Source organism: Shewanella sp. MR-4 (assembly GCF_000014685.1).
GTDB lineage: Bacteria > Pseudomonadota > Gammaproteobacteria > Enterobacterales > Shewanellaceae > Shewanella.
The window spans coordinates 135,806-147,687 of the sequence record NC_008321.1 but is presented as its reverse complement, the minus strand read 5'-3'; the positions used below and the strand labels follow the sequence as shown (position 1 = coordinate 147,687).

Annotated in this window: 9 protein-coding genes; 5 read left to right on the top strand and 4 right to left on the bottom strand. The window is 46.9% G+C overall.

The annotated features are described in order from the left end of the window. Nucleotides 1-131 precede the first annotated feature (131 nt). From moeA to SHEWMR4_RS00680, 4 genes are read left to right on the top strand one after another with little or no spacing between them, the layout of a single operon-like run. The gene (moeA, locus tag SHEWMR4_RS00695; RefSeq protein WP_041408659.1) at nt 132-1,385 is read left to right on the top strand and encodes a molybdopterin molybdotransferase MoeA; all 1,254 of its coding nucleotides are present in this window, start codon (nt 132-134) and stop codon (nt 1,383-1,385) included. Between the two features lie 11 nt (nt 1,386-1,396). Further along, the gene (gene moeB, locus SHEWMR4_RS00690; protein WP_011620964.1) at nt 1,397-2,158 is read left to right on the top strand and encodes a molybdopterin-synthase adenylyltransferase MoeB; all 762 of its coding nucleotides are present in this window, start codon (nt 1,397-1,399) and stop codon (nt 2,156-2,158) included. Between the two features lie 37 nt (nt 2,159-2,195). Beyond that, nucleotides 2,196-2,858, top strand: a complete 663-nt coding sequence (locus tag SHEWMR4_RS00685) for a Bax inhibitor-1 family protein (protein WP_011620963.1) — start codon at nt 2,196-2,198, stop codon at nt 2,856-2,858. 25 nt (nt 2,859-2,883) lie between these two features. After that, nucleotides 2,884-3,180, top strand: a complete 297-nt coding sequence (locus SHEWMR4_RS00680) for a DUF333 domain-containing protein (RefSeq protein WP_011620962.1) — start codon at nt 2,884-2,886, stop codon at nt 3,178-3,180. Nucleotides 3,181-3,222: 42 nt separating this feature from the next. Here the strand turns inward: SHEWMR4_RS00680 and rlmF are convergent, their stop codons facing one another. After that, nucleotides 3,223-4,317, bottom strand: a complete 1,095-nt coding sequence (rlmF, locus tag SHEWMR4_RS00675) for a 23S rRNA (adenine(1618)-N(6))-methyltransferase RlmF (RefSeq protein WP_011620961.1) — start codon at nt 4,315-4,317, stop codon at nt 3,223-3,225. A gap of 59 nt (nt 4,318-4,376) precedes the next feature. Continuing rightward, complete coding sequence (locus tag SHEWMR4_RS00670) at nt 4,377-4,787, bottom strand: flagellar basal body-associated protein FliL (RefSeq protein ID WP_011620960.1); 411 nt, start codon at nt 4,785-4,787, stop codon at nt 4,377-4,379. Between the two features lie 101 nt (nt 4,788-4,888). Here SHEWMR4_RS00670 and SHEWMR4_RS00665 point away from each other — a divergent pair, with 101 nt between their 5' ends. Continuing rightward, a complete protein-coding gene (locus tag SHEWMR4_RS00665; protein WP_011620959.1) occupies nt 4,889-5,461 on the top strand; it encodes a chorismate--pyruvate lyase family protein in 573 nt (190 codons plus the stop codon). A 60-nt stretch (nt 5,462-5,521) separates the two neighbouring features. On the opposite strand, the gene SHEWMR4_RS00660 is transcribed toward SHEWMR4_RS00665, so the two are convergent. Together SHEWMR4_RS00660 and SHEWMR4_RS00655 are read right to left on the bottom strand one after the other, a co-directional pair. Then, nucleotides 5,522-8,332 (bottom strand): immune inhibitor A domain-containing protein, encoded by a 2,811-nt coding sequence (locus SHEWMR4_RS00660; RefSeq protein ID WP_011620958.1) that lies wholly within the window; start codon nt 8,330-8,332, stop codon nt 5,522-5,524. Between the two features lie 400 nt (nt 8,333-8,732). Beyond that, the gene (locus SHEWMR4_RS00655; RefSeq protein WP_011620957.1) at nt 8,733-11,588 is read right to left on the bottom strand and encodes a TonB-dependent receptor domain-containing protein; all 2,856 of its coding nucleotides are present in this window, start codon (nt 11,586-11,588) and stop codon (nt 8,733-8,735) included. Nucleotides 11,589-11,882 lie beyond the last annotated feature (294 nt).

Here is an 11,882-nt window from a genome sequence, read left to right as displayed (position 1 = left end):
CTTAGGCAGCACTTAAGGGGGAAACTGTCTGACAAATCACATAAACTCCTATGCAGATCATAGCCAAGCAAGCACAGCGTGGCATAATAGCCCCCATATTTGCCCAATCTTTTGCCCATAAGGAAGACCCGATGTCCGTGAAAGCCGATCCTTGTTCGCAACCTAGCTTAATGCATCCAGATCAAGCCATTCCCCTTCTGCTTGAGCAGGTTAGCCCAGTGTCAGACACCGAAGTCGTTACCCTTCCCCACGCGCTTGGCCGCGTTTTAGCCGAGGATTTGGCCTCTTGTATCGATTTGCCGCCCTTCGATAACTCTTCGATGGACGGCTACGCCTTTCGCTTTGCCGATTTAGCGACTGAAACCCATCAAACCACACTGACACTGATTGGCAGCTCCTTCGCGGGCCATGGTTTTGAAGGTGAAATCACCCCAAATTCCTGTGTACGCATTATGACGGGCGCGCCCGTGCCCGCGGGTTATGACACAGTGCAAATGCAGGAAGAGACTCAAGCACAGGGCAACCAAATCCAAATCAATCACCCTAAGGCGAAGGGCGCCAATGTTCGCTGCCGTGGTGAGGAATTGCTGCAAGGCACTAAAGTGCTGAAAGCGGGCATCGAAATTAAAGCCGCAGAACTGGGCGTATTAGCCACCATTGGCGTGAGTCAGGTGCGGGTTTACCGCCAACTTAAGGTGGCGTTTTTCTCCACAGGTGATGAACTTCGCCCCGTCGGCAGTGACTTAGCGCCGGGACAAATTTACGATTCGAACCGTTATTCCATCCAAGGTTTACTCAGCCGCGCCAATGTGGAATGGCTGGATTTAGGCGTGATAGCCGACGACCCAGAGGCTATTCGCCACGCATTTCGCCATGCCGCAAGCCAAGCGGATATGGTGTTAACCTCGGGCGGCGTCTCGGTCGGTGAAGCTGACTTCACCAAACAAATACTCGATGAAGAAGGCAAAATCACCTTCTGGAAACTCGCCATTAAACCGGGTAAACCCTTCGCCATGGGACGCATAGGCAAGGCGGTATTCTGCGGCTTACCGGGCAATCCAGTCTCATCCATGGTGACCTTCTACAAGTTGGTGTGGCCAATCTTAAATAAGATGCAGGGCTTAACCCCGAAAGCGCCACTGATGCTATCCGCCACCCTGACAACACCCGTGCGTAAACAGCCCGGCCGCGTCGAGTATCAGCGCGGCATTTTATCCCGCAATGCACAGGGCGAATTGGAAGTGGCCATCACGGGCAGCCAAGGTTCGGGCATGTTGACCTCTATGAGTCTGGCGAATTGTTTCGTGCTGCTGGAGCAATTCCAAGGTGACACGGCTGTGGGTACGCAAGTGACGGTTGAACCTTTTAATTCAGTGCTCTGCTAAGGTGCGCCTCGATGAATGAACAACTAGAGATCCTCAGCGACGGTGAACTCATCCGCTACAGCCGCCAAATCTCCATCAAAGCAATGGATATCGATGGCCAAGAACGTTTAAAACTCGCCAAAGTCTTGATGATTGGCGCCGGCGGTTTAGGCTGCGCGGCGGGGCAATATCTAACCGTTGCGGGCATTGGCGAGTTAACGTTAGTGGATTTCGATACGGTCGAACTCTCTAACCTGCAGCGCCAAGTGCTGCACCAGGATGCCACTATCGGCCAACCTAAGGTCGAATCGGCCAAGCAGAACCTTAATCGGCTCAATCCCCACGTTAAAATCAATACCATCAATGCGGTATTGGATGACCATGAAATCGATGCCTTAGTCGCCAGCCACAGTATCGTGGTCGATTGCACCGACAATGTGAGTGTGCGTGAACAGTTAAATCAGAGCTGTTTTAAGCACAAGATCCCACTGGTCTCGGCCGCCGCGATTCGTATGGAAGGCATGGTTACCGTCTTCGACTATCAAGCACAAACACCTTGTTATCATTGCTTTAGTTCACTTTTCGGCGAGCAACAACTCAGCTGTGTCGAGTCAGGCATTCTCGCCCCCGTGGTGGGCATGGTCGGCTGCTTACAGGCCGTCGAAGCCATTAAAGTTATTGCGGGAATGGGCAAAACACTCGCCGGACGAATATTGATGATCGATGCCATGACCATGGAATTTCGCGAAATGAAACTCCCTAAACAACCCCACTGCAAGATTTGCAGTCAGTAACTAGCTTACTTTCAACAACTAAGGATATAAAAATCAAATGGATTCTGGAGACAGCGTATTCGACCGCCGCACGACCAATGACACTCTCATAGGCGCGGGTCTTTATAATTTAGTGATTGGCTTAACCCTGCTTTGGGGTTTTGCCGTGAACTATATGATGGTCAGCCATATCGACCCCGAAGCGATTGCCAGCGTTAATCCGTGGATTTTCTTTATCGGTTATTTCGCCTCCTGTTTCTTCGGTATTTATCTGTTCCAACGCTCCAGCAATCCCCTCGTCAGCTTTATCGGCTACAACTTTGTGGTCGTGCCCTTCGGCTTGATCATTAACATGGTCGTCAGCCAATACGACCCTGAGCTGGTAACTGAAGCGATTCGGATAACGGGCCTAGTGACTATCGCCATGATGTGTTTGGGAACATTGTTTCCGGCTTTCTTCCAAAAAATTGTTGGGGTGCTGACTATGGCACTCTTGCTGGTGATAGTTATAGAACTGATTGAAATATTTATCTTTAATACCCATCACGGTATTTTAGACTGGATAGTTGTGCTCATATTCTGCGGCTACATTGGCTACGATTGGGGGCGCGCGAATCAGATCCCTAAGACGGTCGATAATGCCGTCGACAGCGCCGCCGCGTTGTATATGGATATCATCAACCTATTTCTGCGTATCTTGCGGATTTTAGGACGTAAATAAGTCACTCAACGACAAGGAAAACAGCATGAAGTTAACATCACCACTGTTAATCGGCCTGATTATGTGCGGCAGCTTAGCCGGCTGCGGCGACAAAACCGAGCCTGCAACCCAGGCGCCAGCCGAAGTAAAAACTGAAACTAAAGCAGCAACTAAAGTGAAAATCGCCAATCCAGCCGCCGAATATTGCGTCTCACTGGGCGGCACCTCGGAAATCCAAAAGACTGCTGAAGGTGAACAAGGTGTCTGTACTTTGCCAAGCGGTGAAAAAATTGATGAGTGGGCACTATTTCGCCGTGACCATCCACAGGAAAAAGCCCAGTAATTGAGGCTGACTAAAAACACAGGCGCTCTCGGCGCCTGTGTTTTATGTCCCGCTAACTATCTGATTTCGCCACTGCAAACGTTTAGCCTGCGAATGGAAACTCCATGCGAGTAACCGAGTGATCTTATTGCCCTGCTGCATCTCGATGGTTTTAACGGTATCGACACCTAACTTTTCCAAAGCCTGATAACAGGGCTTTAGATTCTCCTGCTTCGACACTAAGCTGGTAAACCACAAACACTGCTCGGCAAACGCTTGGCTCTCGCGGATCATAGTTGCTAAAAATTGCTTTTCCCCCCCTTGGCACCATAACTCCGCCGCCTGACCGCCAAAGTTTAAGGTCGCGCTGGTCGCTTTAGGCTGCTCACCCCGATTAAGTTGCAGATTACGCACCTTACGCAGCGAGCCTTGACTCGCTTCTTTTAACGAGCCATGAAAGGGAGGATTGCACAGGGTTAGCTCGAAGCGATCAGAAGCTTGAATAATCCCCTTAAAGACCGCCTTGTCATCCTGCTGCCGCCTTAAGGATAAGTGCCCCTGCAAACTCGGGTTATTGTCGATAATCCGCTGCACATTGGTAAGCGACTGAGGATTAATATCCGAGGCGACAAACTGCCAGTCATACACTTGATGCCCTAAGATGGCGTAAACACCATTCGCCCCAGTGCCTATATCTAAGGCACGGATTGCCGCAGCGCGCTTAACTTTGCCGCCCTCAAATAACAGATCGGCCAAGTAGTGCAGATAATCGACCCGTCCAGGGATTGGTGGGCACAGCGCGCCCTTGGGAATATCCCAAAATGCCAGCCCATAATGATGTTGCAAGAGAGCCGCATTAAGAGTTTTTACCGCCGAGGGATCGGCAAAATCGATAGACAAGTCGCCATAGGGCGTGGGCCGAACAAAGGCTTTTAGCTTGGGATAACTCACCATCAGTACCGGAAAGTCATAGCCATTAATATGCAAATTACGTGGATGTAAGCGCTTCTTCTCGCCGGGCTTTACTTTGGGCTTGCTGACCGTTTTCGGTTTCGCAGCTTGGGGTTTGGCTACCGATTTTGGCGTGATTGGCTTACCTCGTTTTCCTGCGGATGACGTCGCGGGTTTAGCGGCAGTTTTAATGGCGGGTTTAGGCATAATGACTTATCAGCAAGGGCGGGCTGAACCAAAGTTCAGCCCTTAGCATAGTAGCGAGATTAATCGTAAAGATAGGAGGTAAACAGCAGGTTGACCACGAGAGGTTTGCCCGCTTCTTTGGTCAGCAGATTATTCACCATATCGAAACACTCACGGCGGATTTCTTCGCGGCCAGTGAGGGACTTAATCTTTTCTTCGGCCTGATTACCCAGCACTTCGATAATCGCGGCGCGCAGCAGCGGGTCATGGCGCTCGAGGATGACGAGATCATCGGGATTTTTCACCATCAGCTCGACACTGATCTTCACAAACCCCAGCTTCTTGCGGTTTGAAATATAGTTAGTCACGATTTCGGGTTCAAAACCGTAGTAAGCGTAATCTCCAGCGGGAGCAGCTTCTTTCTCGTCGGCCGCATATGCACTCAATACAACACTGAATAAGATCAGGCAGGCTGATAATAATTTTTTCATCGCGGTTTACAGCTCCCTAAAAACAATAATGGTCAATGGAAGAAACTTCCCAATCTATCTGGTAGACTGCCGACGTTTGCTTATATTGTAACGAGTATTTAATGAGTGTGACCAGCTTAAGCTTTCCCTATGGCGAATCTATTCAATGGTTTTGTGCCGATAACGCCAAAAATCTTCCCTCTTCTCCCCTCAAAGAATGGTTACTGGCGCCGGGAAGCCTGACTCAAAAGCTCAAGGGCTGTTGCGATAAGTTCGAAGTCAAAATCCTCGGTGAAGGCCAATGCGTCCCGCTCGAAGGAGAATATCCCAAGCAAAACGCCGTTTGGGTACGCGAAGTCTTACTCTGCCTCGACTCTGTGCCTTGGGTATTTGCTAGAACCTTGATCCCTCAGTCTTTATTATCGACCCGCCAAGCTGATTTTTTAGGCCTAGGTACACGTCCACTCGGTGAATTATTGTTTAGCCAAGATAGTTTTGTGCCTGGTCGCATCGAAATCGCCCGCTTTACCACCGAGAGTCGCCTCGCCCAGCTCGCTCAGAGTTTAGCGCAAAATGTCGAACACGAGCTCTGGGGCCGACGTCGATATTTTCACCATGACCAGGAGGAAATGTTTGTCAGCGAAATGTTCCTCCCGGCCGCAGTACAAGCGATGGCTAAGTTAAAACTAGACTAACTCAAGTGCTAAAAACAAAAATGCCTCTATATCAGAGGCATTTTTCGTTAGCACATCCGCTTATTGACGCTGGCGGCGCCACGCAAAACCACCGAGCAACATCAGGCTCAGCCAGCTTAGACTGCCACCACCGCCACTACTTGGGGTTTCACCCGGTGTCGTTGGCTCAGACACGGTAACGCTTGAGCTGCTGCTTGCTGTAGCGTTTTGGGTATCTTTCACTGTCAGTGTGACAAGGTAAGTGCCCGCGCGAGTATAAGTATGGGATGGCGATACCGAGGTGCTTGAGGTGCCATCGCCAAAGTTCCATGTATAGCTGCGGCTACCAACACCACCTGCCGAGGTATTGCTAAAGTTCACCGTAAGCTGGTTGGCACTGGCACTAAAACCAGCGGTTAAGGGCAAGCTCATCACAAGCGTTTTAGTGGCAGTAGCAATTGTGCCTTTGGCATCGGTTACCGTTAAGGTCAGCGTATAGGTTCCTGCGTTCGCGTAGGTATAAGTCGCCGACGCTGAAGTGCTGGTCGCTCCCGCAACACCAAAATCCCAAGCATAAGTGTATGCGCCTTCGCCACCATCAACCACTGCAGTAACAGAGGCTGTTAAGCCATTTTGGCTTAGATTGATCGCTGCCGTTAAGGGCGTTAATGCGGGATCGGCATTCGCATTGGCTAAACGGATCACCGCGGTGCTGTTGTCACTGGCTTGAGAGACCACTTGCATCGTCAAGCCCAGCTTTTGCAGCACCATCCCCGACTGTGGTTGGAGCGGTGCACTGTAATCGAAACTATCGTCAAACAGACTCGTAGGTTCGAGGTTAGTGTCGCCAGTATAAGCCGTTTGTCTGACTAGGCTGAAGGCCGCATCGCGGATTTGTACATCGGTCGAGTTGTTGCCAATCATGTTCTGATCCGCATCAATCACGCCTATTAAGCTTCGGCCGGGATGATCAGACACATTGTTATCGTAATAACTAAAATCCTCTAACCACAGGAGTACGCCGGGATCAAAACCTTCATTCTTTAATCCGGCATCGACACCATTGTGACTACGTAATTGGATTAAGTAGCGGGATGCTGCACCTGGGCGCGTATTGGTGATCCGACTGTAACCAGCCAGAGTCGCTTGACCCGCAACCTCAGCATTATCGGCATACAGCTCAGCTGCACCTTGTTTGATACTGATATTGTCGATAGTGATACCTGATTCGCTCACCCCCTCATCGGTCACATAGGTAAATTCAATCGTCACAGCTTTGCCAGCGTAGGCTGACAGATCATATTCCAACCCCACCCAAGCGTCGCTGCCGACCGCTGCCGAAATGCTCGATGATTTACCCGTAATAATATGTCGAGCGCTGTTAATCGCGTTGACGGACTTAGTGTAATTGCCCGCAATCGCCACACCGTTCACTTTGACCTGCATATAGTCGTAGTCGGCTTCAACCTCCCAACTCGCCTGCATCGCAAGCGTGAGTTTTTCACTCGTCGCCGGTAAGTTTGCCGTAAAGCTCATGCTATTGCTCAGCATGTTTCCTTGGCCGGAGTAATACTGATAGCTCCCTTCATAAGGTGTTTTAAAGGCAATTTGTGTCGCAGGAAGCTGAATCGATACCTGGTTCACTACTTCTTGATTTGACGCCTGATTCAGTGTCACTTCCATACCAGATTTAGGAATACTGTCTAAGCTGATTTCACGCTCATTCAGCCATTTACCTTTATATTTTTCCTGTAAATAGGAGCGCGCGTAGGGGCTAAAACCGCTAGGTTTAGTACCAGGGATGGCGCCAGTCCAACTACCCGAAGACATTAAAGACCAAGCACCCACGGGAGAACCATCTTTATTGGTGTTCTCCGTCGTGTCATATTCATCGGGCAAGCCCAGATCGTGGCCAAACTCATGGGTACAGACCCCTGTCGCCGCATCGATTGGTTGAATGGTGTAACCGAAGAGTTTTTTGGTCGACCCAGGTAGGCTATAACCTTGCGTGCTCTGGTCAACATAATAACGGTGCGACCAAATCGCGTTGTCCCCTAATTTACCGCCGCCAGTTTCTTCACCAATACTGGAGTGGAAAATCATCACATGGTCAATAATGCCATCGGGTTCATCTAAATTGCCGTTATTATTTAAATCGTATGGATCTTCAATATCATAGGTTGCGAGTTCCGCCGCCGACATATTGGCAACCGCTTGGCTAACGGCCTCTTTAACCAGCTCAGTCACATTAGCATCACTCCCCCTACCAGCATTATTGGCGCCATAGTAATCGGCATTTTGGCTTGCTGTGTACCAACCTTTCACGTCGCCAGTAAAGAAGAAAGTCTTGCCTGAAACGGCTTGGTAATATTGATAGGCGGAGTCTAAGGTCTGACCTTGCGGGCCCGTAAAGCCAGTGGTGGAGAAGAGTAAATTCTTGTAGTGAGACGCGGGGTAACTTGAGTAATACATGTCGGTATCACTCGCCGTCAAACCATTGTTGTTATACTTTAAATCAGGAAAATCAATCAGTACGGTTAATACTTTCACCGTTTTGGTCACGTCTGCATCCCCTAACACCCGCTGTGCGGGTGCGCGCATCATCGCTGTCGATTTTACTTTCTGCAGTCTGTCATGTTCGGCCTCAATCACCATTCTCGGCTCTTTGGGCTGAGCTAGACTGGCACGGGCAATATAGGCTTCAACGGCCGCTTGCTTAACGCTGTCGCTAGCATCGGCGGAGACTTCACCCCGCTTGATCAACCAATAAAGGATCCTTTCTTTATTAATGACACCCGCATCCGCTGGCGTATGATTGGGCGCCGCAATACTTGCGCCACTCAGCAAGGCCAACATCAATCCTAACGCTGTGATACTTTTTGAACTTCGCATTACTCTTCCTTCCGTCACAATGTGCGCTGTAACCAAGCTATTTTTAAAGGCTAGTGCCAATTTGCTCTATGGCAAGTTTGTTTTTAGCGGCTCGCGGTGTTGAATATATTCCCCGATTTTCGTGGGATGCAAAAACATATCAGGACCACTTTAATGTAACAACTTGATACATTCAGGAAGGAGATTCTTTTTTATGTTTTGTCAGCTGTTATTCAGCAAACACATCGCACAGCTAAGGATTAGTAATAGCCACTCATGCAACATTAAAACCTTACATCCGTTTATGCGAAACCCAGATTTGACATAAAAGAAAAAGGGCTCAAATTAATTTGAGCCCTTTTTTGATGTTGAATTTAGTTCAAAAAATTATGTAATTAATCTAAAAGTCAATTATAGACCATTACAGACTAAAGCTAATGGTTGTATAGAAGAAACGTCCTATGTTGTCATAAGCCGCAGAACCAGCTGTTGTACCAGTAGACCCGTAAGGTAAGTCTTTATTGAACAGGTTATCGACACCAACCTTCAGCTCTATACCATTATCGAAGTTGTACCCAATACCCATATCGCTAATGTAATAGTCACCATAAGATAATAGGCTATTTGGGTTAGCATTTACTGCAAGCTCTTGATCTGTGTATAAGCTTACCCCCTCAATGAAGCGAGTTCTCCAAGTAGCCTGCCAGCTATTCCATGAATAGTTAAAGGTTAAGTTAGCCTGCCATTCAGGAGTACCAACTACACCTACATAGTTTTCATAGACATCTGGTTCATCTTGGAATGAGTAATCTCTTCTCTTGAGTAACTTGGTCGCAATCAAGTTTGAACGTAAATCACCACCAAAGAGTTCAAAGTTGTAACCGATATCGAAATCGATACCAGCAGCTTCTAATGAAGAGATATTCAACGCATATTGACGAATTGATGTAATTTCGTGACTGTTTGGATCACGTGTAATCAACGCACAATATTCGTTGTTAACGCCACTTGGAGAATCAACACATTTGTCAATAATATCTTGGGCAGAAACCGCGCTGATAGCATCGTCAATTTTGATATTCCAATAATCAACAGTTAGCACTAAGCCATCAACAAAGCTTGGTTGGAAAACACCACCAACAGTATAACTTGTAGATTCTTCTGCTTTAAGCTCTCTGTTACCACCTGAGAAACCATCAACACTTGCAGAATCGTAGTCTGAATCGAAACTTGTTGGGATCCCCAACGCCGCACAGTTCTGACGACGAAGCTCTGAATTAGCTAAATTATCAAGCTCAGAAGATTTACAAGAGTCATCTACGTTGAAAAAGTTTTGACTTTGCGCACCAAACAACTCGCTAATGTTAGGCGCACGAATAGCCTCAGAGTAAGTAGATCGAATACGAAGATCATCATAGACCTCCCAACTCAAACCCGCTTTCCATGTTGTAGCGCTTCCAATTGTACTGTAATTCGCATAACGTGCAGCCAATTCAGCGTCTAACTGGCGAACTAATGGAAGATCACTCAACAGCGGTACACTGATCTCTGCAAATACTTCTTTAACATCAAAGTCGCCTTTATCTTCACCTAACACGTTGAAGAAGGTACCTTCAGCATTATCAGGTTCAAAGACTTCGCTTTCTTCTTTACGGTATTCAACACCAGCAGAGAAACCAACTGCGCCTGCTGGTAAATCAAACAATGCAGAATTAGTTACAGAACCACCCAACACAGTTTGCTTAATAACAGAAGAACCTGTAGACGTGGTGTTGATGTAATCACGCGCACCCTGGCTTGCTTGACCATCACCAAAAATGTTTACAGGCACGCAACCAGCAGCTCTTGCAGCCTCATCACGGCAAACTGCAACGCCATCAACAAGAATAGAATCTAAAGCATTTTCATAATTCGCATAAACTAGGTTATTACGGTTTACACGCTCAAGATCGGTTTGCCCGTACGTAGCAAAGACGTCGTATGACCAATCTTCAAGGAGATTGCCTTCCAACCCAACAACATATCTTTGTGTTTCACGGGTATCATCTTCAAGACGCAAACCTAAATCCGTCGTGAATCGGTTGATAGTTAAGCTTGTTTTACCATTGGCAGTCATTAAGTCACGCAGGTCATCTTGAATGAATGCGTTATCAATACTGATTGTGTTCACAGGATTAAAGAAGAAAAACGCTGGTTGGAACATATCATGAGACTTGCTTCTCACATATTTCCCTTCTGCGTAGAAATTCATATCGTCAGAGATAGCATAGTTACCTTTGACGTTGAAATTATAACGATCAAACTCCGGCTGCAACTCAACGAACTGGTTCAAGTTAGTGTAATCACAGTCTGCACAGTAACCACCATCTGAATTAGGTCCAATATAAACATCTTTAATTGAGCCATCTGGATTAAAGGTTTTCCAGCCATTTAGATTAAATGTTCCAGCGTTGCTGATTCGATAATGTCCAGCATTTGGAGTTAAGATTTTATCAGGATAAGCTGGGTCGTTTTCATCACCATTAGGACGATTGGAGTTTGTGATGGACGCAAATGAAGTCGCGGTTTGATCTCGATCGAATGCCTTTAGCTGGTTTTGACCGCTATACTCAAAAGCACCAGCGATATTACCTCTACCATTGTCAAAGTCGGTACCGTAAGAAACTGAAAAACGCTTTTTAGTAAAATTGCTATCTTCAGCAGTTCCTAACGTAGTAGAGACATCTAATCCAGTTACATGTTTCTTTAAAATAAAGTTAACAACACCAGTTACTGCATCGGCACCATAAATAGCAGATGCACCACCAGTAATAACTTCTACTTTTTCAACCCATGTACTAGGAATAGTGTTAATGTCAACGGAAGATGTGCCAGAAGAGCTCGCGACATGGCGGCGGCCATCAACAAGCACTAAAGTTCTATCAGTCCCCATGTTACGAAGGTCAAGCAAGTTAAGACCTGAAGTACCAATAAAACGACCAGAGTTAGCAAGCGAATATGTACTACCTAAAGCGGGTAATTGGTTTAACGCCTCACCAATGTTTGTAACACCAGTAGAGAGTAACTCCTCGCCTGTGATAACCGTAACTGGAGTTGGAGCAATGGCCCCTTCACGAATGATACGCGAACCTGTAACTGCAATTCTTTCAACTTCTTCTTTCTTGTTTGCACCCGGAGCATCTTCTGCCGCATATGCAGAAGCCCCAAACATAATACTTGCAGTACTCGCAACGAGAGCTACTCGCACCGCCTTGGTTAAGTATGACTCAATAGCCATTCTATCTCTCCCTATATTTATTTTTATATTAAACAAACAAACAACTTTGGAGACAAACTTTTATCACCTGAAAAACAACTAGTCAACAAATTGGGTTATTTATTAGGCTCAAAGGATGTGAAATAAACTGTTGTTACAATTTTGTTTGTAAATGTTTCAAAATATTTCAACTTTATTTATCGAGTAAAAAAATAAGGTGTGTTTATTGCTTGTAATCAAGTACAACAAAAGAATTATTGAGAATTAGTTTTCATTGGTAATTTTTTACATCTGTAACGCGAAAAAGTTATACAA

Excerpts from the sequence above, each read along its gene's own strand:
- moeA (WP_041408659.1), top strand. The coding sequence starts at position 132 with ATGTCCGTGAAAGCCGATCCTTGTTCGCAACCTAGCTTAATGCATCCA.
- moeB (WP_011620964.1), top strand. The coding sequence starts at position 1,397 with ATGAATGAACAACTAGAGATCCTCAGCGACGGTGAACTCATCCGCTAC.
- SHEWMR4_RS00685 (WP_011620963.1), top strand. The coding sequence starts at position 2,196 with ATGGATTCTGGAGACAGCGTATTCGACCGCCGCACGACCAATGACACT.
- SHEWMR4_RS00680 (WP_011620962.1), top strand. The coding sequence starts at position 2,884 with ATGAAGTTAACATCACCACTGTTAATCGGCCTGATTATGTGCGGCAGC.
- rlmF (WP_011620961.1), bottom strand. The coding sequence starts at position 4,317 with ATGCCTAAACCCGCCATTAAAACTGCCGCTAAACCCGCGACGTCATCC.
- SHEWMR4_RS00670 (WP_011620960.1), bottom strand. The coding sequence starts at position 4,787 with ATGAAAAAATTATTATCAGCCTGCCTGATCTTATTCAGTGTTGTATTG.
- SHEWMR4_RS00665 (WP_011620959.1), top strand. The coding sequence starts at position 4,889 with ATGAGTGTGACCAGCTTAAGCTTTCCCTATGGCGAATCTATTCAATGG.
- SHEWMR4_RS00660 (WP_011620958.1), bottom strand. The coding sequence starts at position 8,332 with ATGCGAAGTTCAAAAAGTATCACAGCGTTAGGATTGATGTTGGCCTTG.
- SHEWMR4_RS00655 (WP_011620957.1), bottom strand. The coding sequence starts at position 11,588 with ATGGCTATTGAGTCATACTTAACCAAGGCGGTGCGAGTAGCTCTCGTT.